Source organism: Neisseria sp. KEM232, from assembly GCF_002237445.1.
GTDB lineage: Bacteria > Pseudomonadota > Gammaproteobacteria > Burkholderiales > Neisseriaceae > Neisseria.
Genome location: NZ_CP022527.1, coordinates 1,404,714 through 1,430,221, shown reverse-complemented (window position 1 = coordinate 1,430,221; position 25,508 = coordinate 1,404,714). Strand labels below are relative to the sequence as shown.

Annotated in this window: 22 protein-coding genes, 1 other RNA gene and 2 pseudogenes; 21 read left to right on the top strand and 4 right to left on the bottom strand. The window is 57.4% G+C overall.

All coding sequences use genetic code 11. The features are described from left to right. The first annotated feature begins 107 nt into the window (after positions 1-107). From CGZ77_RS07065 to rpsI, 10 genes are all read left to right on the top strand, one after another. The gene (locus CGZ77_RS07065; protein ID WP_036496143.1) at positions 108-365 is read left to right on the top strand and encodes a hypothetical protein; all 258 of its coding nucleotides are present in this window, start codon (positions 108-110) and stop codon (positions 363-365) included. Between the two features lie 135 nt (positions 366-500). Next, a complete protein-coding gene (gene glmU, locus CGZ77_RS07060; RefSeq protein WP_094031069.1) occupies positions 501-1,871 on the top strand; it encodes a bifunctional UDP-N-acetylglucosamine diphosphorylase/glucosamine-1-phosphate N-acetyltransferase GlmU in 1,371 nt (456 codons plus the stop codon). 171 nt (positions 1,872-2,042) lie between these two features. Beyond that, positions 2,043-3,881 carry a glutamine--fructose-6-phosphate transaminase (isomerizing) gene (glmS, locus tag CGZ77_RS07055; RefSeq protein ID WP_009426220.1) on the top strand — a complete coding sequence of 613 codons (1,839 nt, stop codon included), beginning with the start codon at positions 2,043-2,045 and terminating at the stop codon, positions 3,879-3,881. Between the two features lie 125 nt (positions 3,882-4,006). After that, entirely contained in the window at positions 4,007-4,366 is a 360-nt protein-coding gene (locus CGZ77_RS07050) for a hypothetical protein (RefSeq protein ID WP_009426221.1), read from the top strand. Positions 4,367-4,609: 243 nt separating this feature from the next. Then, on the top strand, positions 4,610-5,599 hold the full coding sequence (locus tag CGZ77_RS07045) for an NAD(P)H-dependent glycerol-3-phosphate dehydrogenase (RefSeq protein ID WP_009426222.1): 990 nt from the start codon (positions 4,610-4,612) through the stop codon (positions 5,597-5,599). Positions 5,600-5,646: 47 nt separating this feature from the next. Further along, positions 5,647-6,003 (top strand): hypothetical protein, encoded by a 357-nt coding sequence (locus CGZ77_RS07040; protein WP_009426223.1) that lies wholly within the window; start codon positions 5,647-5,649, stop codon positions 6,001-6,003. Then, positions 6,000-6,299: a cell division protein ZapA gene (locus CGZ77_RS07035; protein ID WP_009426224.1), complete on the top strand. Its 300-nt coding sequence runs from the start codon at positions 6,000-6,002 to the stop codon at positions 6,297-6,299. The genes CGZ77_RS07040 and CGZ77_RS07035 overlap by 4 nt, the downstream gene beginning before the upstream one ends. A gap of 15 nt (positions 6,300-6,314) precedes the next feature. Beyond that, positions 6,315-6,496, top strand: a non-coding RNA gene (gene ssrS, locus CGZ77_RS07030) — 6S RNA. A gap of 143 nt (positions 6,497-6,639) precedes the next feature. Continuing rightward, positions 6,640-7,071, top strand: a complete 432-nt coding sequence (gene rplM, locus CGZ77_RS07025; RefSeq protein WP_009426225.1) for a 50S ribosomal protein L13 — start codon at positions 6,640-6,642, stop codon at positions 7,069-7,071. A gap of 9 nt (positions 7,072-7,080) precedes the next feature. Beyond that, positions 7,081-7,473, top strand: coding sequence for a 30S ribosomal protein S9 (rpsI, locus tag CGZ77_RS07020; RefSeq protein WP_009426226.1), 393 nt, complete (start codon positions 7,081-7,083; stop codon positions 7,471-7,473). Positions 7,474-7,665: 192 nt separating this feature from the next. Here the strand turns inward: rpsI and tal are convergent, their stop codons facing one another. Continuing rightward, positions 7,666-8,721 carry a transaldolase gene (gene tal, locus CGZ77_RS07015; protein WP_094031068.1) on the bottom strand — a complete coding sequence of 352 codons (1,056 nt, stop codon included), beginning with the start codon at positions 8,719-8,721 and terminating at the stop codon, positions 7,666-7,668. 78 nt (positions 8,722-8,799) lie between these two features. Between tal and CGZ77_RS07010 the strand changes: the two genes are divergently transcribed. From CGZ77_RS07010 to CGZ77_RS07000, 3 genes are all read left to right on the top strand, one after another. Next, complete coding sequence (locus CGZ77_RS07010) at positions 8,800-9,780, top strand: SIS domain-containing protein (RefSeq protein WP_036496146.1); 981 nt, start codon at positions 8,800-8,802, stop codon at positions 9,778-9,780. A gap of 186 nt (positions 9,781-9,966) precedes the next feature. Next, positions 9,967-10,848: a glyoxalase III HchA gene (gene hchA, locus CGZ77_RS07005; protein WP_094031067.1), complete on the top strand. Its 882-nt coding sequence runs from the start codon at positions 9,967-9,969 to the stop codon at positions 10,846-10,848. A gap of 294 nt (positions 10,849-11,142) precedes the next feature. Further along, a complete protein-coding gene (locus CGZ77_RS07000) occupies positions 11,143-12,357 on the top strand; it encodes an esterase-like activity of phytase family protein (RefSeq protein WP_094031066.1) in 1,215 nt (404 codons plus the stop codon). A 205-nt stretch (positions 12,358-12,562) separates the two neighbouring features. Here the strand turns inward: CGZ77_RS07000 and CGZ77_RS06995 are convergent, their stop codons facing one another. Next, positions 12,563-13,576, bottom strand: coding sequence for a zinc-binding alcohol dehydrogenase family protein (locus CGZ77_RS06995; protein ID WP_094031065.1), 1,014 nt, complete (start codon positions 13,574-13,576; stop codon positions 12,563-12,565). Between the two features lie 246 nt (positions 13,577-13,822). Between CGZ77_RS06995 and CGZ77_RS06990 the strand changes: the two genes are divergently transcribed. From CGZ77_RS06990 to CGZ77_RS06975, 4 genes are all read left to right on the top strand, one after another. Further along, positions 13,823-14,566 (top strand): alpha/beta fold hydrolase, encoded by a 744-nt coding sequence (locus tag CGZ77_RS06990; protein ID WP_009426236.1) that lies wholly within the window; start codon positions 13,823-13,825, stop codon positions 14,564-14,566. 53 nt (positions 14,567-14,619) lie between these two features. After that, the gene (locus CGZ77_RS06985; protein ID WP_009426237.1) at positions 14,620-14,964 is read left to right on the top strand and encodes a helix-turn-helix domain-containing protein; all 345 of its coding nucleotides are present in this window, start codon (positions 14,620-14,622) and stop codon (positions 14,962-14,964) included. Positions 14,965-15,299: 335 nt separating this feature from the next. Then, positions 15,300-15,650 carry a DUF1801 domain-containing protein gene (locus CGZ77_RS06980; RefSeq protein WP_009426239.1) on the top strand — a complete coding sequence of 117 codons (351 nt, stop codon included), beginning with the start codon at positions 15,300-15,302 and terminating at the stop codon, positions 15,648-15,650. 282 nt (positions 15,651-15,932) lie between these two features. Beyond that, positions 15,933-17,186: a hypothetical protein gene (locus CGZ77_RS06975; RefSeq protein ID WP_009426241.1), complete on the top strand. Its 1,254-nt coding sequence runs from the start codon at positions 15,933-15,935 to the stop codon at positions 17,184-17,186. A 210-nt stretch (positions 17,187-17,396) separates the two neighbouring features. Here the strand turns inward: CGZ77_RS06975 and CGZ77_RS06970 are convergent. Next, positions 17,397-17,603: pseudogene (locus CGZ77_RS06970) on the bottom strand (transposase); the annotation flags it as partial. Positions 17,604-17,774: 171 nt separating this feature from the next. Here CGZ77_RS06970 and mutS point away from each other — a divergent pair. After that, positions 17,775-20,453 (top strand): DNA mismatch repair protein MutS, encoded by a 2,679-nt coding sequence (gene mutS / locus CGZ77_RS06965; RefSeq protein WP_009425204.1) that lies wholly within the window; start codon positions 17,775-17,777, stop codon positions 20,451-20,453. Positions 20,454-20,750: 297 nt separating this feature from the next. Here the strand turns inward: mutS and CGZ77_RS12790 are convergent. Continuing rightward, positions 20,751-21,303 (bottom strand): annotated as a pseudogene (locus tag CGZ77_RS12790) (transposase). A 79-nt stretch (positions 21,304-21,382) separates the two neighbouring features. On the opposite strand from CGZ77_RS12790, the gene CGZ77_RS06950 reads away from it, so the two are divergent. From CGZ77_RS06950 to CGZ77_RS06940, 3 genes are all read left to right on the top strand, one after another. Then, the gene (locus CGZ77_RS06950; protein WP_157697523.1) at positions 21,383-21,610 is read left to right on the top strand and encodes a hypothetical protein; all 228 of its coding nucleotides are present in this window, start codon (positions 21,383-21,385) and stop codon (positions 21,608-21,610) included. Beyond that, entirely contained in the window at positions 21,607-24,417 is a 2,811-nt protein-coding gene (locus CGZ77_RS06945; RefSeq protein ID WP_232504828.1) for a TonB-dependent receptor domain-containing protein, read from the top strand. The genes CGZ77_RS06950 and CGZ77_RS06945 overlap by 4 nt, the downstream gene beginning before the upstream one ends. A 198-nt stretch (positions 24,418-24,615) precedes the next feature. Beyond that, positions 24,616-25,497 (top strand): Slam-dependent surface lipoprotein, encoded by an 882-nt coding sequence (locus CGZ77_RS06940; RefSeq protein WP_094031063.1) that lies wholly within the window; start codon positions 24,616-24,618, stop codon positions 25,495-25,497. The last annotated feature ends 11 nt before the right edge of the window (positions 25,498-25,508 follow it).

Here is a 25,508-nt window from a genome sequence, read left to right as displayed (position 1 = left end):
GTCTGAAAGCACGTCCCGCCCGCCGCACCCGCTTTCAGACGGCCTTTTTGCGGCTGTCTTTCCCCCGCCAAATCCGCTAGAATGCGGTTTTTCAAAAAGGAAAAACCATGCGTTACCTGCTCCCCCTCGCCCTCCTCGCCGCCCTGTCCGCCTGCTCTTGGGAAACCTACCAAAACAGCGAAGGCCGCACCGCGCTGCGCCAGAAATACCCCGCCGGAACAGGCGTCACCTATCAGGACGGTACCTACTCGCGCAATATGCGCAACAACCAATACCGTCCCGAACAACACGCCGTCCTGCCCGCCCGCAGCGGTCAGGAACAGGAAGTACGCGGCACGCACTGGGAAAAAATCCGCCCGCAATAAGCCGCCGCGCGGCACAAAGGCCGTCTGAAACCGCTTTTTTCAGACGGCCTTTTCCCGTTTCCCGCCGTTTCAGACAGCCTTCCCGCGAAGGCGGAAACAGCCTCCCTTAATCCGCACAGTCTGCAAAGAGATACCATGAACCGTCCCGACCTCGACATCGTTATCCTCGCCGCCGGCAAAGGCACGCGCATGTATTCCAAAATGCCCAAAGTGCTGCACCGAATCGGCGGCCGCCCCATGCTCGAACGCATCATCGACACCGCCGCCGCGCTCAAGCCCCGCACCATTTGCGCCGTTATCGGCCACGGCAAAGATCAGGTGCTCGACACCGTCAAACGCGATGTCGTCTGGGTCGAACAAACCGAGCAGCTGGGCACCGGCCACGCCGTCAAAACCGCCCTGCCGCACCTCGCCGACACCGGCCGCACCCTCGTACTCGCAGGCGACGTACCCCTCATCGATGCCGCCACACTGGCCGCTTTGGTTGATGCCCCAGGCGACGAAGTCGCCCTCCTGACCGACCTGCCCGACGACCCCACCGGCTACGGCCGCATCGTGCGCAACGAAGCAGGCAAAGTTACCGCCATCGTCGAAGAAAAAGACGCCGACCCCGCACAAAAAATCATCAAAGAAACCAACACCGGCATTCTCGTCTTGCCCAACAAATATCTGGCAGGCTGGCTCAACCGCCTCTCCAGCAACAACGCCCAAGGCGAGTATTACCTCACCGACCTCATCGCCATGGCCGTAGCAGACGGCATCGCCGTATACCCCGTACAAGTGCGCGCCTCCCATCTGGCTGCAGGCGTCAACAACAAAGTCCAGCTTGCCGAACTCGAACGCATCTTCCAAGCCGAGCAGGCCGCCGAATTGCTCAAAGCCGGCCTCACCCTGCGCGACCCCGCCCGCTTCGACTTACGGGGCCGTCTGAAACACGGCCAAGATGTCGTGATAGACGTAAACGTCGTACTCGAAGGCGAAGTCGAACTCGCCGACGGCGTGGAAATCGGCGCAAACTGCGTCATCAAAAACGCCAAAATCGGCGCAGGCACAAAAATCGCCGCCTTCTCCCACCTCGAAGACTGCGAAATCGGCGCATCCGCCCACATCGGCCCCTACGCCCGCCTGCGCCCCAACGCCCGCCTTTCAGACGGCGTACACATCGGCAACTTCGTCGAAGTCAAAAACGCCACCCTCGGCGAAGGCAGCAAAGCCAACCACCTGGCCTACATCGGCGACGCCACCGTCGGCCGCAAAACCAACATCGGCGCAGGCACGATTGTCGCCAACTACGACGGCGTCAACAAACATCACACCGTCATCGGCGACGAAGTCCGCATCGGCTCCAACACCGTACTCGTCGCCCCCGTAACCGTAGCCAGCCGCGCCACCACCGGCGCAGGCAGCGCGATTACCCAAAACTGCCCCGAAGGCAAACTGGCTTTGGCACGCGCCCGCCAAACCATAATCGAAGGCTGGGTGCGCCCCGAAAAAGAACGCAAATAGGGTTTCAGACGGCCTCCGATGCGGGTGCAACGCAGCAAAAGGCCGTCTGAAAGCGCAGCTTCAACGAAGTGAAAAACCCGTTTCCCCCTTTCGCCCCGCGGCCGTCTGAAAGTCAGCGGCGCGGGTTTTACCAACGGAGCAGCCGCTCCAATCTGATACTAAGGAACGATTATGTGCGGTATCGTCGGCGCAGTGCGCGCCAATCATAATGTCGTCGATTTTTTAACAGACGGCCTCAAACGCCTCGAATACCGGGGTTACGACTCCTCCGGCATCGCCGTTTACGCCGAAGGCAAAATCAAGCGCGTGCGCCGCGTCGGCCGCGTGCAGCTGATGGAAGACGCGGCGCGTGAAAAAGGGCTGTTCGGCCACACCGGCATCGGCCACACGCGCTGGGCAACCCACGGCGGCGTAACCGAGCCTAATGCCCACCCCCACATCTCCGGCGGCAACATCGCCGTGGTGCACAACGGCATCATCGAAAACTTCGAAGCCGAGCGCGAACGCCTGCAAGGCTTGGGCTACACCTTTGAATCGCAAACCGATACCGAAGTCATTGCCCACAGCATCAACCACGAATACACGCAAAACGGCGGCGACCTTTTCGCCGCCGTGCAAACCGCCGCCGCGCGTTTTCACGGCGCATACGCCATTGCCGTGATGGCGCAGGATAGGCCGTCTGAAATGGTTGTCGCCCGCATGGGCTGCCCGCTTTTGGTGGCATTGGGCGACGATGAAACCTTTATCGCCTCCGATGTATCGGCCGTGATTGCGTTTACCCGACGCATCGTTTATCTCGAAGACGGCGACATCGCCCAAATCGGTTCAGACGGCATCCGCCGCCTGATTGACAAAACCGGCAACGAGGCCGATCGCAAAGTCAAAGTGTCCGAATTATCGTTGGCCTCGCTGGAGCTTGGCCCCTACAGCCATTTCATGCAAAAAGAAATCCACGAGCAGCCCCGCGCCATCGCCGACACCGCCGAAGTGTTCATCGACGGCGGCTTCGAGCCGGAAAACTTCGGCGCGGCCGCACGCGATGTGTTCGGCAAAATCCGCAGCATCAAAATCCTCGCCTGCGGCACATCCTATTACGCCGCGCTCACCGCCCGCTACTGGCTCGAATCTATCGCCAAAATCCCCACCGATGTCGAAATCGCCAGCGAATACCGCTACCGCGACGTGATTGCCGACCCCGAGCAGCTTGTCGTAACTATCTCGCAATCGGGCGAAACCCTCGACACGATGGAAGCCCTGAAATACGCCCAATCGCTCGGCCAAAGCCACAGCCTGTCGGTGTGCAACGTGATGGAATCCGCCCTGCCGCGCGAAAGCGAATTGGTGCTGTACACCCGCGCCGGCGCGGAAATCGGCGTCGCCTCCACCAAAGCCTTCACCACCCAGCTTGTCGTCTTGTTCGGCCTGGCCGTAACCCTGGGCAAACTGCGCGGCTTCGTGTCCGACGCACAGGCGCGCGGCTATCTCGACGAATTGCGCCAGCTCCCCAGCAGCATCCAGCACGCGCTCAACCTCGAGCCGCAAATCGCCGCTTGGGCGCAAAAGTTCGCCAAAAAAGACAGCGCACTTTTCTTGGGTCGCGGCATCCACTACCCGATTGCCCTCGAAGGCGCGTTGAAACTCAAAGAAATCACCTATATCCACGCCGAAGCCTATCCCGCAGGCGAGCTCAAACACGGCCCGCTTGCGCTGGTTGACGAGAATATGCCCGTGGTCGTCATCGCGCCCAACGACGCACTTTTGGACAAAGTCAAAGCCAATATGCAGGAAGTGGGCGCGCGCGGCGGCGAACTGTTTGTCTTTGCCGACCTCGACAGCCGTTTCACCGAGTCCGACGGCGTACACGTTATCCGCACCCCGCGCCACGCAGGCACACTCTCGCCCATCGTGCACACCATTCCCGTGCAGCTTCTCGCCTACCACGCCGCCCTCGCACGCGGCACCGACGTGGACAAACCGCGCAACCTGGCCAAATCGGTAACGGTGGAATAAGGCGGAAAGGCCGTCTGAAAGCTTTTGAGACATGGTTTCAGACGGCCTCCGACACAAGCGCAAGGCCGTCTGAAAAAAGAAAACCGCTTTTCAGACGGCCTTTATCTTTATAGAAAGGCCGCACCATGCAGCGACACCTCGACGACTTATACCGCACACTCGCCGCCCGCAACCTGCGAATAGACGAATCCGCGGGCAACGGTTTGGACGTTTCTGCCGTTTGGACGCTGCGCCATCCCGCCGAACCCGCCGCCGTCTGCCTGATATTCGAAGGCATGGGCGAGCTGTCTGTTCTGCCGATAAAACAAAGCTACGGCTGCCACGTCGAAAACGCCCCGCATCTTTCACTGTATTTTTCCAAAAACAATCCCATGCAATGGCGGCGCGATTTGGCTGCATTCGCCGACGTGCTCGAACAAACCGTTTTCAGAAACGGCATTCCCGCACAGGCGGGAACGGCTTCCGGCAGCACAAAGGCCGTCTGAAAAGCAGCAGTCAGGTCGTCACCCTGCGGCACACTCAGTTTCACCGTTTCAAGCAAAGGCCGTCTGAAAACCCTTTAAACATAGTTTGAACTTCGCCGAAGCTCCGTTTTCAAACGACCTTCCGACGCCAAAAAAGATTTTTCGCAAACAGCCTCCCACCGCGCCGCCTTATTTGAGAAAACCCCCTCAAAATGCCATAATGCCGCCCGTTTGCAACAGACCGTCCGCCGACGGACAACAGCCATGAACATCACCGTTATCGGCGCAGGCGCGTGGGGCAGCGCACTGGCCTTACACTTCGCCCGGCACGGCAACCGCGTTTCCCTGTGGACGCGCAGCCGCGAACAAACCGCCGCCATGCAGGCCGAACGCGAAAACAAACGCTATTTCCCCGGTTTCCCCTTCCCCGACGCACTGACCGTGCACGCCGACCCCGCCGCCGCCCTAAACGGCAGCGGCCTTGTACTGATCGTCACCCCCGTTGCCGGACTGCGCGGCGCGGCGGAACAAATCAAAACGGCAGGATTCGGCAGCCTGCCCGTTCTCGCCGCCTGCAAAGGTTTCGAACTCGATACCGGCCTGCTCCCGCACCAAGTGCTGCGCGAAGTGCTGCCCGAAAACGACACAACCGGCCTGCTCTCCGGTCCCAGTTTCGCGCAGGAACTGGCGCAGCAGCTGCCCTGCGCCGTCGTCCTCGCCGCCGAAAACGAAGCCTGGATAAGCAGCCTAGCCCGCGAACTCAACACCACCGTCCTGCGCCTCTACGCCAACACCGACACCGTCGGCGTGGCAGTCGGCGGCGCAGTGAAAAACGTCATGGCCATCGCCACCGGCCTTTCAGACGGCCTCGAATACGGCCTCAACGCCCGCGCCGCCCTCATCACGCGCGGCTTGGCAGAAATTACCCGCCTCGCCGTCGCCATGGGTGCGCAGCAGAAAACCATGATGGGGCTGGCCGGCATGGGCGACCTCATCCTGACCTGCACCGGCGCACTCTCGCGCAACCGCAAAGTCGGACTCGGCCTTGCCGCGGGCAAACCCCTGCCCCAAGTCCTCGCCGAAATCGGCCACGTCGCCGAAGGCGTGCCCGCCATCGACGAAGTCCTGCGCGCCGCCCGCCGCCACGACATCGACATGCCCGTCACCCAAGCCCTGCACAGACTCGTGCGCGGCGAAACCACGGCACACGACGCGGCCGAATGCCTGATGCTGCGCGAAACCAAACCCGAGTAAACCGAAAAAGGCCGTCTGAAACTTTCAGACGGCCTCAGGAGCCGAACATGAACAAACCATTGGACAAACTCGAAGCCCGCGTCTACCAGCTGTCACAGAAATTCGAAACCCTGCTCAGCGAAAGCCGCAAACAGCAGCTTGAAAACGTCCGCCTCAAAGCCGAACAAAAACGCAAAGACGACCAGCATCAGGCCGCCGTCGACGAATTGAGCGAAGCCCTGTTGGTGCAGGTCGGCAAACTGAAAGAAGACCTGCAAAGCAAAATCGACGCCCTGAGCGCCGAAAACCAAACCTACCGCGCCCTCCTGGCCGACACCGCCTCCGAACTGCGCCGCCTGTCCGGCCGCCTGCCGCAGGAGAGGCCGTCTGAAACCGCCGCACACAACCCGGGAGCAGAACCATGAGCAGCATCGAACAAATCCCCGTCTCCGTCATGGGGCGCACATTCAGCATCGGCACCCCCGCCTCCGAAAAAGATACCCTCTTGCAGGCGCTCGACATGCTCAACAAAAAAATCGAAGCCGTAGAAAGCGGCGGACGCATCGTCGAAAGCGACAAAATCATCATCATCGCCGCCCTCAACGTCGTCCACGACCTGCTTAAAATGTCGATGAAAGACGGTTTGGCAATCGGCGAGTTTGAGCGTAGAATAGCCCACATGACAGAGGTGTGCGACAAAGCACTGGCGAAAGTGCCCTAACCAACCTCCACCCCCTTTTCCCTGCGGCGAGCGCCAAGGCATACATTCCTTTGAACCAATAAGTTCGCTTCAGGTTGTCGGGAGATGCAGCAGGCGCGAGCGTTCCTACGGGAAACGCACCCGAAGCTGCCCGAGACAGCCGCCTTGTTTGACAAGGTTCAAGCGGATTGAGCCGAAACGCCGCCTGCGGGGAATCCCCAAAAAAGCACCGATTCAAGCGGTGCTTTTCCTTTTCCCACACTTTACCCCGATCCGCCCGACTCCCCGTCACTTCAGATTGACAGGCATCCGATAAGACACTAAAATCCGCGGCTTTCTATATCTCTTTGGATCAATCCTTATGAAAACCTTTTCAGCCAAACCGCACGAGGTGAAGCGCGAATGGTTTGTGATCGACGCGGAAGACAAAGTTCTGGGTCGCTTAGCAGCCGAAGTTGCCAGCCGCCTGCGCGGCAAACACAAGCCCGAATACACTCCGCACGTCGACACAGGCGACTACATCATCGTCATCAATGCCGACAAACTGCGTGTAACCGGCGCCAAATTCGAAGGCAAAAAATACTACCGCCATTCCGGCTTCCCCGGCGGCATCTACGAGCGCACTTTCCGCGAAATGCAGGAACAGTTCCCCGGCCGCGCTTTGGAAAAAGCCGTCAAAGGCATGCTGCCCAAAGGCCCTCTGGGTTACGCCATGATTAAAAAACTGAAAGTGTATGCCGGTGCCGAACACGCACACGCCGCACAACAGCCCAAAGTTTTGGAATTGAAATAAGGACGCAACATGAACGGTAAATACTACTACGGCACAGGCCGCCGCAAAAGTTCGGTTGCCCGCGTATTCCTGCAAAAAGGCAGCGGCCAGATTATCGTAAACGGCCGTCCCGTCGACGAATTCTTCGCCCGCGAAACCAGCCGCATGGTCGTGCGCCAGCCCTTGGTTCTGACTGAAAATGCCGAATCCTTCGACATCAAAGTCAACGTCACCGGCGGCGGCGAAACCGGCCAGTCCGGCGCCATCCGCCACGGCATTACCCGCGCCCTGATCGATTACGACGCCGCATTGAAATCCGCGCTGTCTCAAGCCGGTTTCGTTACCCGCGACGCCCGCGAAGTGGAACGTAAAAAACCGGGTCTGCGCAAAGCACGCCGCGCCAAACAGTTCTCGAAACGTTAATCCGTTTTCAGCAAAAACCCTGCTTTTCCGGCAGGGTTTTTTTATTGTTCGTGAACGGAAGGAAAGCCGTCTGAACGTTCGGGTTTGATAAGTTTGAACGGTCGCAACCGGCCGCGGACAGCAGGCCGTCTGAAACGCCGTACAGATAAATGTTTTCAGACGGCCTGTCCGCATTTGCGGCAAAACAGCCGGTCAGGACAACAATGCCAACAGTTTGGCAAACGCATCATCAAACTGCGCCAAACCGTCTTGCTGCAAACGTTCGGCCAACGCTTCCACATCTATACCCAAACCGGCAACCTCTTCCAGCGCAGCCAATGCTCCGTCTGTATTCTCTGCCAATTCGGCACGGGCGGTGCCGCCTGCAATAAATGCCTGCAAAGTGGCATCGGGCACAGTGTTGACGGTGTCTTCGCCGATCAGGCTGTCGACATACAGCGTCGGCGGATAGGCGGGGTTTTTCACGCCGGTGGACGCCCACAGCAGCCGCACGCGGTTGGCGCCCTGCCTTGCCAGGTCAGCAAATTCCGTGCTGCCGAAAAAGTCCTGCCAGTCAGCATAGGCCGCTTTGGCCAGCGCAACCGCGGTTTTGCCGCGCAGGTGTGCGGGCAGATTGCCGTCCAGCGCGTTGTCGATACGCGAGATAAAGAAGCTGGCTACCACGCGGATGCCGCCAACCGCTTCGCCGCGCGCAAGCCGCGCGCGAATGCCGCGCACATAGGCTTCATAAGCTCTGACGGTTTGGCGGCGGGAAAACAGCAGGGTCAGATTGATGTTAAGGCCGTCTGAAACCAGCGTTTCCAAGGCCGCCAGCCCTGCGTCAGTGGCGGGGATTTTGATCATCGAGTTCGGGCGGCCGATTTTGCGGAACAGGCGGCGCGCTTCGACCACCGTACCCGCCGCATCGTGTGCCAGCTCGGGCGACACTTCGAGGCTGACAAATCCGCCGCGCCCGCTGTCTGCTTCGTATTCTTTCAGGCAGACATCGCAGGCAGCACGCACGTCGGCCACGGCCAGCGTTTCATAACGCTGTTTGGCGGTGAGATTCTGCGTTTTCAGCGCCGCCACGTCTTCTGCGTATAACGAATCGGCGGCAAAAGCCTTTTGGAAAATGGCGGGGTTGGAGGTGACGCCGCACACGCCCTCTTCCAGCATCCGCGCCAGATCCCCGCTTTGCACCAGCGAGCGCGACAGATTGTCGAGCCAGATTTGTTGGCCTAAGTTTTTCACGTCCGTTAAAATGCTCATTTTTTTCGTTCTCCATTGCCATTAAATAAGGGGCGCATCGTAACACGCGCCGCCTTTGCTTTAAAACAGGACAAAATCATGCAAACCGAAAACGCTGCCCAATACATCCGCTGGGCACAGGAAGTCTTACAAACCGAAGCCGCCGCCCTGCGCGAGATTTCAGACGGCCTCGACGGCAGTTTCGCCGCCGCCGCCGACACCATCCTCAACTGCACCGGCCGCCTGGTCGTGACCGGCATCGGCAAATCAGGCCACGTCGGCCACAAAATCGCCGCCACCCTCGCCTCCACCGGTACGCCTGCCTTCTTCGTCCACCCCGCCGAAGCGGCGCACGGCGACTTGGGCATGATAGTCGACGGCGATGTGGTGCTGGCCATCTCCAACTCGGGCGAGAGCGACGAAATCGCCACCATCCTGCCCGCGCTCAAACGCAAAAACATCAGCCTTATCTGCATCACCGCCCATCCCGAATCGACCATGGCGCGCCACGCCGACATCCACCTCACCGCCGCCGTGTCGCAGGAAGCCTGCCCGCTCGGCCTTGCCCCCACATCCAGCACCACTGCCGTCATGGCCTTGGGCGACGCGCTGGCCGTTACCCTGCTGCGCGCCCGCTCCTTCACCCGCGAAGACTTCGCCCTCAGCCACCCCGCCGGCCGCCTGGGCAAACGCCTGCTGCTGCGTGTGGCCGACCTGATGCACAGCGGCGCACATTCCCCCGCCGTCACCGAAGGCACGCTGCTGAAAGACGCCGTGGTCATCATGAGCGAAAAAGGGCTGGGCATGCTCGCCGTCACCGACCGTGAAGGCCGTCTGAAAGGCGTACTCACCGACGGCGACCTGCGCCGTCTGTTCCAAAAAAGCGAATCCTTCTCCGGACTCACCGTCGACGACGTGATGCACCGCAACCCGAAAACCATCCCGCCCGACAAACTTGCCACCGAAGCCCTGAAAGAAATGCAGCAGCACAACATCAGCGGCCTGTTTGCCGTCGGCAGCGACGGCCTGCTTGCCGGCGCACTCAATATGCACGATCTCCTACAGGCACGCATCGTCTGATTATCGCTGCAAAAGGCCGTCTGAAAGCGTCAAACCCATCCCTAAAACGCTTTTCAGACGGCCTGTTTTTTTCTTTCTGAATAACAGCTTAACAAACACTTTTAAAACAAGCAAACAAGTTATCGTTTCAGATAAACAAACACTATAATCCGCCGCTTTCAACCTGAACGACATAAAGGAAACCTCATGACAGAATTGTCCAAACAGCCCGTCGCCGACCGCGCCGAGCACAACGCTTTTTTCCCCTCCGAATACTCGTTGAGCCAATACACCGCGTCCAAAACCAACTATGCCGGCACCAAATTTGCCAAGCCCTACACCGGCGGCAAATTCAAAGTGCTGATGGTCGCCACCGACGAGCGTTATCTGCAAATGCAAAACGGCAAATTCTTCTCCACCGGCAACCACCCTGTCGAAACCCTGCTGCCGATGCTGCACATCCACAAAGCCGGCTTTGAAATCGACGTCTCCACCCTGTCGGGCAACCACGCCAAATTTGAAATGTGGGCGATGCCGGGCGAAGACCAAGCCATCGCCGAAATCTACGCCGAATACCTGCCCAAACTCGACAAACCCGCGCGCTTTGCCGACATTTTGGACGAAGTAACCGCACCCGATTCACCCTACATCGCCGTGCTGATTCCCGGCGGCCACGGCGCGTTCAACAAGCTGCCTGAAAGCCGCGACATGCAGCGCCTGCTCGATTGGGCGTTGGAGAACGACAAATTCATCATCACCCTGTGCCACGGCCCCGCCGCGCTGGCTGCCGCATCCGTAGGTCGCGCCGATAGTGAGTTCCCGTTCAAAGGCTACGAACTGTGCGTGTTCCCCGACGCTTTGGACGAAGGCGCGAATCTGGACATCGGCTATATGCCCGGCAAACTGCCCTGGCTGCTTGCCAAACGCCTTGAAGAGCTGGGCATGGTGGTGAAAAACAGCAAAACTTCCATCGACGGCAGCGTGCACAAAGACCGCCGCCTGCTCACCGGCGACAGCCCCTTGGCAGGCAACGCGCTGGGCATTCTGGCGGCAGACGAGCTGCTCAAAGCCGTTGGCGTAGCAGAGTAATCCGCACACGATAAAGGCAGCCTGAAAGCTGAAATAGGCTTTCAGGCTGCCTTTTTATCGCCGTTGCCATACCGCGAACAGGCGAAAGGCCGGATACCCGTATCCGACACTCCCCGCCGACCGTGCAAGCATCTGCCGGATTGAAGCATCCACGCGGCGAAACTTGGAACACCGCACTGCCTTTGGAGTAAAACAACAGTATGCGGGCGCAATTTTTGCTTTATCTCTTAACGCAAAATAAATTAGAATGTCTCGCTTTTTACAAACTTTGAGTTAAGTTAACAAAGGAAAATTATGAAACAAACAACCCTTCTTGCCGCCCTGATCGGCCTGTTCGCCGCCCATCCCGCCCTTGCCGAAACCCTCCCCATGCCCGTGGAAAAACTGGGCGAAGTGCAGGGCGTGCCGTTTTACAAAGGCTACGGCTCGTCCATCGACGCCGACCCGCAAAACCCCAACCGCTTCTACGGCTTAACCGACCGCGGCCCCAATGCCGACGGCGGCGAAAACATCAAAATCTTCCTGCAGCCGGACTTCACGCCGAGCATCGGCCATTTTGAAATCCAAACCAACGGCACAATTAAAAAACTGCGCGACATCCCACTCAAAGACGCCAACGGCAAACCGCTCACCGGCCTGCCCAACCCCAAAGGCTACGGCACCTCCAAAGAAACCGTGGTCGATACCGACAAACACCTCTTGCAGCGCGACATCACCGGCATCGACAGCGAAGGGCTGGCAGTGATGAAAGACGGCACTTTCTGGGTGTCCGACGAATACGGCCCGCACATCGTGCACTTTGACCGCAACGGCTTCGAGCTCGAGCGCATGAGTCCGCGCGGCGTGCAAACCAACGGCCGCCGCCTGCCCGCCGTACTCGGCCATCTGCGCCCCAACCGCGGCATGGAAGGCTTGACCACCACGCCGAGCAACCGCGTATTGGTCGGCATCATGCAATCGACGTTGCACAACCCGAGCAAAGATGCGGTGAAAAACGAATCGGTAACGCGCATCTTGTCGTTTGATTTGGCAACAGGCAAAACCAAGCAATACCTGTACCGCCAAGGCGGCAACTATTGGAAAAACTCCGAAATCCGCGCCATCGACGAACACCGCTTTTTGGTGGACGAACACAACGGCAAAAACGTGAAACACGTTTACCTGATTGACCTGCGCGGCGCCACCGACGTTTCCGACCCCGCCGACAGCGAAAACGGCTTCAAAGTGAACGGCAAAGCGATTGAAGAAAACACTTGGGAAGAACTCGCTGCTGCGGGCATCAAGCCTGTGAGCAAAGTTTTGGTGAGCGACGTGAAAAAAGACGTGGACTTCCAATCGTCCAAATTTGAAGGCATGTGGGTCGCCGACGGCGGCAAAACGCTGTGGATTATCAACGATGACGATTTCGGCATCGATTCCAAAGACGACCACACCATCGTGCCCAAACGCCTGCCCAACGGCGAAACCGATGCCACGCGCTTGTACCGCATTCCGCTGAACATCAAGTAAGCACGAAAGCAAAGGCAGCCTGAAAACAAGCGAAGCGAGTTTCAGGCTGCTTTTTATCACCGCTGTCATGCGGCGGATGGGGAAAAGGCCGTCTGAAAGCGGGTTTTCGGGCTTTCAGACGGCCTGATTGTTATCAAAAGCAGCCTGAACCCCCCGTTTTCGGTTTTCAGGCTGCTTGGCAGTCAAACCATGCTTTCAGGCTGCCTTACCACCCCGCCAGCACCACCTTGCCAATCATGTCGCCACGCTCCACCAGCTGATGCGCTTGGCGCAGGTTGGCGGCGTTGATGCCGTTGATGATACGCGTAGCGGTGGTTTTCAGACGGCCTTCGTCCACCAGTTGCGCCACTTTGGCGAGGATTTCGCCCTGGCGCGCGATGTCGGCGGTTTCGCGCATGGGGCGGGTAAACATGAATTCCCAATGCAGCGAGAGGCTTTTGCCTTTCAACGGGTTGGCGTCGAGGACGTCGGGGTCGTCAATCAGTGCGATGCGGCCTTGCGGCGCGAGCAGCTCTGCCAGTTGCGGCAGGTAGTGTGCGCTGTGGTTGGTGGAAAATGCCCACGACGGCGCACCGATGCCGAGCGCGGCCACTTGTTCGGGCAGGCTGTGGCGGTGGTTGATGACGTAATCCGCGCCGAGGCGGCGCAGCCATGCTTCGCTTTCTGGACGCGAGGCGGTGGCGATGGTTTGGATGTCGGTGAGCGTTTTCAACAACTGCACGGTAATCGAGCCGACGCCGCCCGCACCGCCCACCAGGAGCAGGGCGCGACTGCCACCGGCGACGGGTTTGTTCACGTCGAGACGGTCAAACAACGTTTCCCACGCGGTGAGCGCGGTCAGCGGCAATGCGGCTGCTTCGGCAAAATCGAGCGTGCGCGGTTTGCGGGCGACGATGCGCTCGTCCACCGCCTGCAACTGCGCATACGAGCCGGGGCGGTTAATCACGCCGGCGTAATAGACTTCGTCGCCGACCTGAAAATGCTGCACACCGCCACCGACGGCTCTGACCACACCCGCTGCATCCCAGCCCAAAATACGGTACTGCCCTGCTGCAGGCGTATGCGCGGCGCGGACTTTGACGTCGGCGGGATTAACCGACACGGCACGCACTTCGACCAATAAATCGCGTTCGCGCAATTCCGGCGCGGGTAGTTCGATGTCGAGCAGGCAATTTTCATCGCTGACGGGCAGCGGGCGGTTGAATCCGATGGCTTTCATTTGATGCTTCTCCGTTGTGTAAAAGGGACGTGCATCTTAAAATGCGGGCGCGTGCTTGTTAAGAACGCACTTATTTTTCAGTAGGTTACTTATTGGATACTGGCAAAGGAACAATCATGCCCACCCGCCGCACCCTGCTCAAAATTACCGCCGCTGCCACTTTATCCGCATTGGTGTCCCCCCATCCTTGCCGCACCGAAACGCAGCGGCACAACATCCCATTTCAATCCAAACAGGAGCAAACCCATGACCGCAACCCTGCATTACCAAAACGCCGAACTGTCCTACCAACTCGGCGGCAAAGCCGACGCGCCCGCCATCGTCCTGCTGCATGGTGGACTCGGTTCGGCGGAGGATTTCGCCCCGCTGCTGCCCCGCCTGCAAGCGCATTTCCGCACTCTCGCCATTGACACGCGCGGACACGGACGCTCCACGCGCGGCGACGTGCCGCTGACTTACGCCCAAACCGCCGACGACGCGCGGCAGATTATCGAAGCCGTCGGGCTGCGCCAGTTTCACCTGTTCGGATTCAGCGACGGCGGTGTTACCGCCTACCGCATTGCCGCCGATGATACCCGCGTGCAGTCCGTGCTGACCGTCGGCGCGCAATGGCACAGCCGCGACACCCCGCGCGAAATGATGGCAAGCCTCACCGTTGCCGACGTGCGCGGGCAGATGTCCGAGCAGGTCGCCGCCTACCAAAAACACAACCCCCGCCCCGATTTGGACGCGCTGGTCGCCGACCTGCGCCGCCTGTGGACGGACGACACGGCGGCAGGATTCCCGAATGAAAACACCACCAACATCAAAGCCCCCGTGCTGGCGGTGCGCGGCGAAGACGATTTCCTGCTCTCCGCCGAAGCCCTGAACAGCTTGCGCCAAGTCCTACCTGAAGCGCACCTGATGAACGTGCCGTTTGCCGCGCATGAAGTCATCAAAGAGCAGCCTGAAATCCTGTGGGCGGCGATGAAAGTGTTTTACAAGCTGTAAGGCAGCCTGAAAACCGTTTCAGACGGCATCCAACCATCACACAAGGAACAATCATGGGCAAAACCGCACACCGCGCATTCGACTGCGCCGAAGGCTGCTCGGTGGAAGCCGCGCTTGCCGTTATCGGCGGCAAGTGGAAAGGCACGATTCTCTACCGCCTGCACCGCGACGGCGTGCTGCGCTTCAACGAAATCCGCCGCATCCTGCCCTCGGTATCGCAGCGCACGCTGACCGCGCAACTGCGCGCGCTGGAAGCCGACGGCATCATCGAACGCACTGTTTACGCCGAAGTGCCACCGCGCGTCGAATACCGCTTGAGCGCCTACGGACAAACGCTTGCACCGGTGCTGACGGCGTTGAAAGATTGGGGCGATGCGCACAAGGAAAGGGCAGCCTGAAAAACTGTTTTCCAGCTTTCAGGCTGCCTTTGTTTGCGATGGCATCCATTTTGTTTTCAGGCTGCCTTTGGGAGACATTGGGGCAGCCTGAAAATGCGGAATGCCGTCTGAAACCCACATTTATCCCTGCAAACAGCAGAGTAAACACGGCAGCCGATGCGTTTCAGGCTGCCTTTTCTTTTTGTTATGATTACTCTTTTTCCAATCTGCTTCCAAAGGCAGCCTGAAAGCCGCAACCAAGCGCCGTAGGTCGGGCATTCATGTCCGACAAAATAAGAAACGAAAAAACGTCGGGCATCAATGCCCAACCTGCAAGCCCAAATTAGGAGAAGACCATGGATCAAAAAGTAAAAAATCTGCTGGATGATTGGCAAAAGAGTAATCCTGCCTTGTATGAAATCGCCAATAGCGTGCGCACGAAAATAGGGCAACTGGCAGACATGGCGAGCGAAGAAGTGAAATATGGCGGTATTTTGTTTGCCGCACCCGAACCGTTTTGCGGCATTTTTGTTTACAAGCAGCATGTAACTGTGGAATTTGCTCACGGTGCCGAGATGGCAGACCCGCACGGTTTATTGGAAGGCAAAGGTAAAGGCCGCCGCCATTTGAAATTACATACGCTTGAAGATGTAGAAAATAAGCATTTGACGGATTACTTACGGTTGGCGCAACAAGCAGCAGAATAAAATGCCGGTCTGAAAGAGCCGTAGGTCGGTGCATTTATGCCCGACAAACACGGATAAATGTTAAAACGTCGGGCATCAATGCACGACCTACGCGACTTTTCAGGCTGCCCTAATGCCGTCTGAAAAGGCAGCCTGAAAACCAGTTTCCCGCTTTCAGGCTGCCTTTGTTCAATCATTCAAGCAAGGTTTTTTCAGGCTGCCTTGCCTATTGCCTATAATGTGATGCCGTCTGAAAAACCCAACCCATCCGTGCCACACTCTAATCCACATCAGAAAGCCCCCATGCCCGCCGAAATCCGCATCACCAATGCCCGTCTAAAATCGCTGCTGATGTCGCTCATCTCGTTCGCCATCGCCGCTGCCGCATCGCCGCTGCTGTTTGTTGGCAGCCTAAAATCTGTCCTAAGCGGAGCTTTTATTGTTTTGTTCTGCTTGGTGTTTGCCGTCCTTTTGCTCTACCGTGCCGCTGACAGCCGCACCAAACTGGTGTTAAACGCCGACGGTATCCGCATCGTCCAAGCATTTGCCGAAAAAGAACTCGACGGGGTCGGCGCGAAAAGCGGCAGCAAAACCAAGCGCGAAAACGTTTTTTATCCGTGGGAACTGGTTAACAGCGTGGTTTTCGTGTATCCGTTTCCCGCCACCCTGTACCTGAACAGCGAGCCTGCACGCAAATTCAAAGCCGAACTGGAAGAACTGGAAGCCGAGCAGCCGCTGCCCGATAACGCCACGCTCGAGCAAATGGAAGCGCGCGTCGCCAAATATCTGCGCCTGTCGGAAAGCATGACCCGCCAGCGCGACTTCTCCATCACCCTGCCCGTGATGTACCTGCTGCACGGCAAACACCTGCCCGATTTAATCCGCACGCTGGCGGCCGAGTCCGACAAAAGCCGCCGCCAAGCCATGCTCGACGGTTTTTGCCAAACCTTTTTCCCCAAAGCCCTTGGTTCGCGCCCCGTCGCGCCGCCCGAACCACGCGAGTTCCCCGTCTGCCTGCCCGCCCAAGTCAGCATCCGCAGCATTGGCGGCGGCTATCCGCTGGCAAACATTTTGTGTGCCCTAATGCTTATCGGCAGCCTTGCCATTGTCGCTCTCATCGTGCGCAACGTCCCCAATCCTACTGACATACGCGGCTTTCTGCCGCTGCTGCCCTTTGCCGTCATCACCGCCGCCGCGTGTGGGTGGCAGCTGTCCCGCTACCGCCGCCGTCGCGCCGTGCTTGCCGCCATCAACCGCCCCGAAGCGCAGCCGTGGAAACTCGTCGCCATCCCGATTTACATCGCCGGCACCAATCGCAAACTCAGGCGGACGTATTATTTCTACCCCGTGCCCATCAACGGCAAAATCCGCGAAATCACATTTAGCGACCACAACTTCCAACCCGTGCGCCGCCACGGACAATATCTCGCCTTCGCCCCGCAAGGCGGCGGCGCGCCCGTTCCCATTGATGCCGAGCTGCGCAATATCAGCGGGCTGGACGCGGACGAACGCCGCAAGCTGTTGCGCCAGATTAAAGAACTGGAAGCAGAGTTTTAGACGGCAGCAAAGGCAGCCTGAAAACGGTTTTCCTTGCAGAGAAACGTCGGATTCAAGAATCCGAACGACAATTATCCCGCTTCGTTTTTGAACCATTCTGTTTTTTCACGATGATTACGCTCAATCAAAAAATTGTCTCAATAAAAGGACTGTTCCATGTCTTTCCCACAGAAGACAGTCCTTTTGATTTGGGGCTGTACTAGATAAGCCCTAAATTTCACACCACCGACGCAGCACTTTAAGCTGCTCGGAGGGTGTGCCAAAGTTAAAACGGAACTCGCATTCTTTCAAGAAAAGCGGGAAAGATTTACGGTCGATTCCATTGTATTTGCGCAGTACGCGCTTTGCCTGATTCCAGAAATTTTCAATGCCGTTGATATGGTTCTGTCTGTCGGCAAACAGCTTGCTGTGATTAATAAGCAGGGAAAACAGAAAAAATAAAGCAAATTTGTCATGTCAATGTGCGGAAAGGGAATTTTGTTCAGCCACGGGAAACAAAATCTGCAGGCCGTCTGAAAAAGCGCGGGCTTTTCAGGGCTGCTACAATACGCGGCTTTGTGATTTTTGATTTTGAAAGGCCATCTGAAAATGAGCAAACCCGCCGTTTCCCCGATGATGCAGCAGTATTTGGGCATTAAAGCCGACCACCAAGACAAATTGGTGTTTTACCGCATGGGCGATTTTTACGAGCTGTTTTTCGACGACGCGGTGGAAGCGGCCAAACTGCTCGATATCACGCTGACCACGCGCGGGCAGATGGACGGCGTGCCGATTAAGATGGCGGGCGTGCCGTTTCACGCGGCGGAGCAGTATTTGGCGCGGCTGGTGAAGATGGGCAAAAGCGTGGCGGTGTGCGAGCAGGTGGGCGAAGTCGGCGCGGGCAAAGGGCCGGTGGAGCGCAAAGTCGTGCGCATCGTTACGCCCGGCACGCTGACCGACTCAGCCTTATTGGAAGACAAAGAAACCAACCGCATCGTTGCCGTCTGCGCCGACAAAAAACGGCTGGGGCTGGCCTGGGCGTCGCTGCAAAGCGGCGAATTCAAAACAAAAATCACCACACCCGACCGCCTTTCCGACGAACTCGCCCGCCTGCAGGCGGCGGAAATCCTGCTGCCCGACGGCAAATCCGCGCCCGAAATCACCCTGAAAGACGCCAACATCACCCGCCTCAACGCCTGGCAGTTTGCCGCCGACAGCGGTTTCGACCTCATCACCCGCTACTTCGGCGCGCAGGATTTGCGCGGCTTCGGCCTCGACCCCGACGAACACGCCCCCGCCATCGGCGCGGCCGGCGCCCTGCTCAACTACATCAAACTCACCCAATCCGGCCTGCCGCGCCACCTCGACGGCCTCTCCCTCGAAAGCGAAAGCCAATATATAGACATGGACGCCGCCACCCGGCGCAACCTCGAAATCACCGCCCCCCTCGGCAACAAAAAATCCCCCACCCTCTTTTCCGTCCTCGACACCTGCGCCACCCACATGGGCAGCCGCCTGCTCGCCCTCTGGCTGCACCACCCCCTGCGCAACCGCGCCCACATCCTCGCCCGCCAGGAAGCCGTCGCCGCCCTGATGGAAAACGGTACCGAAGCCCTCAAAGGCCGTCTGAAAACCCTGTCCGACATCGAACGCATCGCCGCCCGCATCGCCGTCGGCTCCGCCCGCCCGCGCGACCTGGCCGGACTGCGCGACAGCCTCGACACCCTCGCGCAAACCCAACTGCCCGCCTCCCCCCTGTTGGACACCCTGAAAAACATCTTCCCCGAAGGCACACAGATTGCCGCCGCCCTGCGCGCCGCCATCCTGCCCGAACCCGCCGTCTGGCTGCGCGACGGCGGCGTCATCAACCACGGCTACAACGCCGAACTCGACGAACTGCGCCACATCCAAAACCACGGCGACGAATTCCTCCTCGCCCTCGAAGCCCGCGAGCGCGAACGCACCGGCCTGACCACCCTCAAAGTCGAATACAACCGCGTCCACGGCTTCTATATAGAACTGTCCAAAATCCAAGCCGAACAAGCCCCCGCCGACTACCAACGCCGCCAAACCCTTAAAAACGCCGAACGCTTCATCACCCCCGAACTCAAAACCTTCGAAGACAAAGTCCTCACCGCCCAAGAACAAGCCCTCGCCCTAGAAAAAAAACTCTACGACCAACTCATCAAAGACCTGCAAAACCAACTCCCCCTGCTGCAAAAAACCGCCAAAGCCGCCGCCGCCCTCGACGTCCTCACCGCCTTTGCCGGACTTGCCGCCGAACACAACTACAGCCGCCCCGAATTCACCGACTACCCCGCCATCGACATTTCAGACGGCCGCCACCCCGTTATCGAACAACAAGTGCGCCACTTCACCGCCAACCACACCCGCCTCGACGACAAACACCGCCTCATGCTCCTTACCGGCCCCAACATGGGCGGCAAATCCACCTACATGCGGCAAACCGCCCTCATTGTCCTCCTGGCGCACACCGGCAGCTACGTCCCCGCCGCCGCCGCCAAAATCGGCCCCATCGACCGCATCTTCACCCGCATCGGCGCCTCCGACGACCTCGCCTCCAACCGCTCCACCTTCATGGTCGAAATGAGCGAAACCGCCTACATCCTCCACCACGCCACCCCCCAATCCCTCGTCCTCATGGACGAAGTCGGCCGCGGCACCTCCACCTTCGACGGCCTCGCCATCGCCCACGCCGTTGCCGAACACCTCCTGCGCAAAAACAAATCCTTCAGCCTCTTCGCCACCCACTACTTCGAACTCACCGCCCTGCCCGAAGCCCATCCCGCCGCCATCAACATGCACCTGGCCGCCCTCGAAGAAGGACGCGACATCGTCTTCCTCCACCACGTCGAACCCGGCCCCACCGGCAAAAGCTACGGCATCGCCGTCGCCAAACTCGCCGGCCTGCCCGCCGCCGCCCTCAAAGCCGCGCAAAAACACCTCGAACACCTCGAAACCCAAGCCGCCGCCGCCCGCCCCCAACTCGATATCTTCTCCCTCCTGCCCGAAGAGAGGCCGTCTGAAAAAGAACACGGCCAAACCGATTTGTCCGACGGGGCAAACAGCCTTTCAGACGGCCTCCATAGCCCCGCAACCGAAAACCCTGATGGCACAAAAAGGCCGTCTGAAAACACACCGCCAAACCCAAACAGCGAAACCCTCATCCGCACCCTCGCCGACATCCGCCCCGACGAACTCACCCCCCGCCAAGCCCTCGACCTTATCTACCGCCTCAAAGCCCTCAGCAGCGAAAAGGCCGTCTGAAAACCGCGTAAGGTACCGCCCCAAGGCGACACACACGTTCCATACAACACCCGTCACCTGCCAAAGGCCGTCTGAAAGCTCAGTAAGATATGGTTTCAAACGGCCTTTTATTTTTCCGCACAACTTCCCGCAACAACCCAAAACCGCGTGCGTCGCGGGGCGACACACCCTACACGGCGACAAAAAAGCCCGCCGGATGCGGGGCGGGGCATGATAATTTCAATCTTTGCAAAAATTTGCGTGCAGCGTGCAGCGTGCAGCGTGCAGTATAATTTTAGGGGCTGTACTAGATAAGCCCTAAATTTCACACCACCGGCGCAGCACTTTAAGCTGCTCGGAGGGTGTGCCAAAGTTAAAACGGAACTCGCATTCTTTCAAGAAAAGCGGGAAAGATTTACGGTCGATTCCATTGTATTTGCGCAGTACGCGTTTTGCCTGATTCCAAAAGTTTTCAATGCCGTTGATGTGGTTTTGTCTGTCGGCAAACAGCTTGCTGTGGTTGATACGGTGGTGGGTAAATCCGCTTACATCCAACACATCATAGCTGCTCAAACAATCCGTATAGACAATACTGTACTGCCACCTTTCCTGCCGCACCGCGCCCGCGTTTGCCTTTGCGGTGTCCGCCAAAATAACTCTCGTCCAACTCAATTGAGCCGTCAAAAACCGTATCGGCTTCCAGTGAAAGATGATGGCTGATGACTTCGCGAATCTTGCGGTAAAACAGCACTGCCGAATTAGGGTGGATGCCCAATAAATCAGCTGCTGAACGGGCAGTAACTTCGAGTACAAAAAACTGAAGCAGTTTCTTTTGAATACTCTTTTTTAGTTTACAACGGGTTATCTTCATTTTTGCAGTCTAACATGACTGCTTATCTAGTACAGCCCCTTTATATTTTAGAACCGTCTCGATTCTCCACGCGAGACCCTTGCAAACCATCGCCTACTTTATGCTCGGCGCCGCCTTAGCCTACGCCAACGGCGCCGACCCGCTTGCCGGCGGCAGCGCTGCTGTTACTGCCGAACGCGCAGCCGGCTACCTGGCCAAGCAATACGACGACGGCCATACCGCGATTGACCCGACAACGTCTATGTCGAAAAAGGCCCGTCGTTTAACCGGGGCATCAAAAGCGGCATCGGCGGCTCGGTGGCCATGAAAACCATCGACGCCGACGATATTGTCCCCGAAGGCCAAAAATACGGCCTCGAAGTCAAAGTCGAAACCTCAAACAACTCCATCAAACAGCGCAAAAACGTCTACGAAGACTCCGTCGACTACCGCACCCTGCCCGAACCATCCGTCGCCACCGGCGGCATCTGGCGCGCCTTGCTCGACGATACCGACCGCGTCGACCAACGCTTTGAAGGGCGTAACAAATTCTTCAAAGACAAAGCCTTCCGCATCGCCGCCGCCACCAAACAAGACAACTTCGATGCCATGATTGCCTACGCCTACCGCAGCAAGGGCAACTATTTCTCCGGCAAAAAAGGGGCGGAACGCTACGGCTATATCGGCCCGCTCACCCCGGAGAAGCTGGAAGAAATCAAAAGATTGGAAGAAGAAGCCCGCAAGCGTGGTGAAGATTTTTGGGGCAGCAGCAATATGCTTGGCTCTCCCAATGTTGCCCGAGTCGGCCTCTTCTTCCATCCCGGCGGCGAAGTGTCCAACACCTCGCTGGAAACCAAATCATGGATAGGCAAAACCACCTTCCGCCTGCCGCACCGCCAAACCCTCAAACTCGGCCTGCGCCGCACCCATACCACCTTCGGCGACGTCATGCCCTCGCGCATCATCGGCCCCATCTCCAACAACAGCAACCTCAACAAAATCGCCGAATGGCCGCGCTCGTGGGTAAAACAGAATTCCGTCAATATCGACTACGCCTTCAAACCCGAAAACAGCCGCTGGATAAACTTCGACGCAACCTTATGGACAACGCGCACCAAATCCAAAACCAATACCGCAGGCGGTTCGCCTGGTGACACACTTTACGAAGACCGCGAGTTTCAGCGCAGATACGACACAGAGATGGGTATCTGGCAGGGATTGATACAGCAATGGCCGCATATGACTCCGGAGGAGCGTAAGGAATGGGCGGATATGGGTTACAGCCCCGACAAAAAACCCAAAGTCGAGCCTTCCACTCCCAACACCAACGGCCGCTTCAATACCGTACAAGGCCAAGCCTATTACGCCAAAAACGAGCGCAACGGCTTCACCTTCGCCAACCGCATGAAGCTGCATCCCAAACTGGATCTAACCGTAACGGGCGACTACCAGTATGAAAAGCTGCGCTCGCGCGACAACTATTCCGACGAACTGTTTTGGCACGGTACAGACAAATACAAGGAGGAAATCGATAAAAACAACATCCGCGCCAACTACGAACTCAGCAGGTTCGGTTATCCGCGCAGCGGCAGAAGACACGAAGCCAACTTGGGCTTTAATTTCCATTTCAGGCCGGCCGAATGGCTGAGTCTTACCGCAGGCGCGCGCTACACGCATTTCAGCATCAACGACGACGGCAGGGTACTGAAAGAAGGCGTAAACTGGCTCGGCAATCCCTTGCAGGTCAACCGTGGACAGGTCTACACCTTTACCCGCGTTGCCACACCTGAAGAATATGCGATTTACCAACGAGCCAAAGAAAGGCTTGCAAACAATGACTATGCCAATGACGAAGAATATATTCTCTTATCTCAGCAGACGCAAAGCATTACCTTTGGGCACAGTAATGGAAAAATCCCTCATATCAGCCAGCAAGCTGCTCGTGAACAATCAAGCCGATATAAAGCACCTTATCAAAACCCACCCATCTTCTACTGGCTGAAAGACGAACACGGCCGTCTGAACCTTGCCGACCATCCGCTGCTGAACAGCAATATCCTGTATGAAAAAGTGGAAAACCCCGCCTACGACCCCAACGACCCGAACAGCCCGAAAACAGTTTACAAATACATTTCTACGGATACAACCCACGATTTGAAAAACGGGCGGGGCGTACATAACGGCGTGTACATGGCCGATATGACCGCCGCCGAACGCCGCCGCGCCCAACACCAAAGCGGCGGCGGCTGGGCGCCCGCCTTCTCCGCCACCGTCAACTTCACCGACCACGCCCGCGCCTACCTGCGCTACACCGAAACCCTGCGCTACCCCAGCATTTTTGAAGGCACCTACGGCTTTTCCAGCATGGGCGGATTCGGCCGCGCAGGCTATGGCTGGAAGCCCGAACACGCCAAAAACTGGGAAGTCGGCTATATCCACGATCTGACTGGACTGCTGCCGAAAATGCGCCGCGCCGATTTCCGTATCAACTACTTCCACAACAAAACCAAAAACATCATCGACCGCGACGAAAACTTGGAGTTCGAGCAGTTCGACAAACAGATACGCACCGGCGTGGAACTCTCCGCCCGCTTCGACAGCGGCCGCTTCTTCGGCGGTCTCGGCGTATTGCGTAATATTAAAAACGAAATGTGCGATTCGACTTTTCCTTATACGCATAAGATTGCTTGGGTCGAAGTCGGCAAAGGCATTCTTCTTCCTCCTTCTTGCAATCACGGCGGCCTTAGCGACACGGGTTACCTTGCCTCCGCTTTGCAGCCGCGCTGGTCGATAGATGCCGATCTCGGCGCACGCTTCTTCGGTGAAAAACTGGAAACAGGCATCCGCTTCCACTATCACAGCCGCATCAAAAAAAGCCGTGACGAGGCTTGGAATGACTACCGAAACCGCTATCGAGAGTTTTACAATCGGACAACATCACGACGTATCAGAGGCCAAGAATGGCAACCTGTCGCCACATGGGATATGTATCTGCGTTACAAAATCGGCAAAAACATCACCGCCGAGTTGGTGGGAACAAACCTGACTGACCGTTACTACCTCGACCCTCTCAGCCCGTCTTATATGCCAGCCCCGGGTAGAACAATACGTTTCGGGCTGACGGCAAAATTTTAACCCTGCCATATCAAACGATAACGGCATAAATAGATTTATAACAAATCGTATTCAGTACGAAATTTTTTTGATTTTGGCTATTATTCTTTTTCAAAATATGTATAATGCACCTGCCTGTAACGCGAATGCTTACTAATAATTTAGTAAGCGGCCGTAATACGGTATTTTACCAACCTGATTTTTTTAAGGAGTCCTCCTATGAAAAATGTAAAACTGGCTGTTGCCGCCGTGGCCGTATTGGCCGCCTCCTCCGCTTTCGCCGCTTCCGATTTTGCCGGCGGTGCTTCTGTCTCTGACCAAACAAAAGGCGTGAAACGCCTCGAAGTATTGCAGGGAACGGGTACTTATGCCGGACAAGCCGCAATCCATATCTATGATATTAATGCCACAACCGATAATTCCAACGGCTTGGCAAACGACAAAGACGTTTCCTTTGCCAAAGTGGATAGCACCGCAAGCAATTTCTTTGTCAAAACCTTTGCTAAAAGCGTTTTGGGCAAAGACAAAAATACCGGTGTAACCGTTGCCCATCTGTTCAAGATGAAAGGCTTTCCGTGGAATGTGATCCCGAGAATGCCCGATCACTCCCACTTAGGCCGCATGTCTTATGCCAAGGTCGGCAATATGGATGTTTATTTTGGCGACTGGGACAACACCCCGTCAGGTGCGGCCAACGTCAATAAAGACACCAAAACCAACAACTACACCGTGTTCTACAGCGGCACGGGCAAAACCACCAATATGCCCACCAGCGGTACGGCCACTTATGCGGTTAAAGGCATCAATGGTCATTACGAGCAGGGCACTGCCGTATTGAAAGGTGATTTGAAAGCCGACTTCGGCAAGAAAACGCTGGCGGGCACTTTGAGCAGAACAACCGGTGATCTAAAAACCTTGGGAATTGATGCGAAAATCGTAACTAACGATGCTTCGTTCTCCGGCAAAGCCGTTGCCAACGGTTCGGTAAACGGTGCAACCAAAGGCAACTTCTTCGGCAACAACGCCGCAGGCTTGGCCGGTATCGCCGATTTTGGTAAAAACAATCCGAACAACACGGCTTTCGGCGGTGCGAAAAAATAATTTGGATACCT

What these genes read in the sequence shown, in the direction of transcription:
- CGZ77_RS07000 (WP_094031066.1), top strand. Translation starts at nt 11,143, where the DNA reads ATGAAACAAACAACCCTTCTTGCCGCCCTGATCGGCCTGTTCGCCGCC.
- glmU (WP_094031069.1), top strand. Translation starts at nt 501, where the DNA reads ATGAACCGTCCCGACCTCGACATCGTTATCCTCGCCGCCGGCAAAGGC.
- CGZ77_RS06980 (WP_009426239.1), top strand. Translation starts at nt 15,300, where the DNA reads ATGGATCAAAAAGTAAAAAATCTGCTGGATGATTGGCAAAAGAGTAAT.
- rpsI (WP_009426226.1), top strand. Translation starts at nt 7,081, where the DNA reads ATGAACGGTAAATACTACTACGGCACAGGCCGCCGCAAAAGTTCGGTT.
- CGZ77_RS07050 (WP_009426221.1), top strand. Translation starts at nt 4,007, where the DNA reads ATGCAGCGACACCTCGACGACTTATACCGCACACTCGCCGCCCGCAAC.
- CGZ77_RS06990 (WP_009426236.1), top strand. Translation starts at nt 13,823, where the DNA reads ATGACCGCAACCCTGCATTACCAAAACGCCGAACTGTCCTACCAACTC.
- glmS (WP_009426220.1), top strand. Translation starts at nt 2,043, where the DNA reads ATGTGCGGTATCGTCGGCGCAGTGCGCGCCAATCATAATGTCGTCGAT.
- CGZ77_RS06945 (WP_232504828.1), top strand. Translation starts at nt 21,607, where the DNA reads ATGAAAACCATCGACGCCGACGATATTGTCCCCGAAGGCCAAAAATAC.
- CGZ77_RS07035 (WP_009426224.1), top strand. Translation starts at nt 6,000, where the DNA reads ATGAGCAGCATCGAACAAATCCCCGTCTCCGTCATGGGGCGCACATTC.
- CGZ77_RS06975 (WP_009426241.1), top strand. Translation starts at nt 15,933, where the DNA reads ATGCCCGCCGAAATCCGCATCACCAATGCCCGTCTAAAATCGCTGCTG.
- mutS (WP_009425204.1), top strand. Translation starts at nt 17,775, where the DNA reads ATGAGCAAACCCGCCGTTTCCCCGATGATGCAGCAGTATTTGGGCATT.
- CGZ77_RS06985 (WP_009426237.1), top strand. Translation starts at nt 14,620, where the DNA reads ATGGGCAAAACCGCACACCGCGCATTCGACTGCGCCGAAGGCTGCTCG.
- CGZ77_RS07010 (WP_036496146.1), top strand. Translation starts at nt 8,800, where the DNA reads ATGCAAACCGAAAACGCTGCCCAATACATCCGCTGGGCACAGGAAGTC.
- CGZ77_RS07065 (WP_036496143.1), top strand. Translation starts at nt 108, where the DNA reads ATGCGTTACCTGCTCCCCCTCGCCCTCCTCGCCGCCCTGTCCGCCTGC.
- rplM (WP_009426225.1), top strand. Translation starts at nt 6,640, where the DNA reads ATGAAAACCTTTTCAGCCAAACCGCACGAGGTGAAGCGCGAATGGTTT.
- CGZ77_RS07045 (WP_009426222.1), top strand. Translation starts at nt 4,610, where the DNA reads ATGAACATCACCGTTATCGGCGCAGGCGCGTGGGGCAGCGCACTGGCC.
- CGZ77_RS06995 (WP_094031065.1), bottom strand. Translation starts at nt 13,576, where the DNA reads ATGAAAGCCATCGGATTCAACCGCCCGCTGCCCGTCAGCGATGAAAAT.
- CGZ77_RS06940 (WP_094031063.1), top strand. Translation starts at nt 24,616, where the DNA reads ATGAAAAATGTAAAACTGGCTGTTGCCGCCGTGGCCGTATTGGCCGCC.
- CGZ77_RS07040 (WP_009426223.1), top strand. Translation starts at nt 5,647, where the DNA reads ATGAACAAACCATTGGACAAACTCGAAGCCCGCGTCTACCAGCTGTCA.
- hchA (WP_094031067.1), top strand. Translation starts at nt 9,967, where the DNA reads ATGACAGAATTGTCCAAACAGCCCGTCGCCGACCGCGCCGAGCACAAC.
- tal (WP_094031068.1), bottom strand. Translation starts at nt 8,721, where the DNA reads ATGAGCATTTTAACGGACGTGAAAAACTTAGGCCAACAAATCTGGCTC.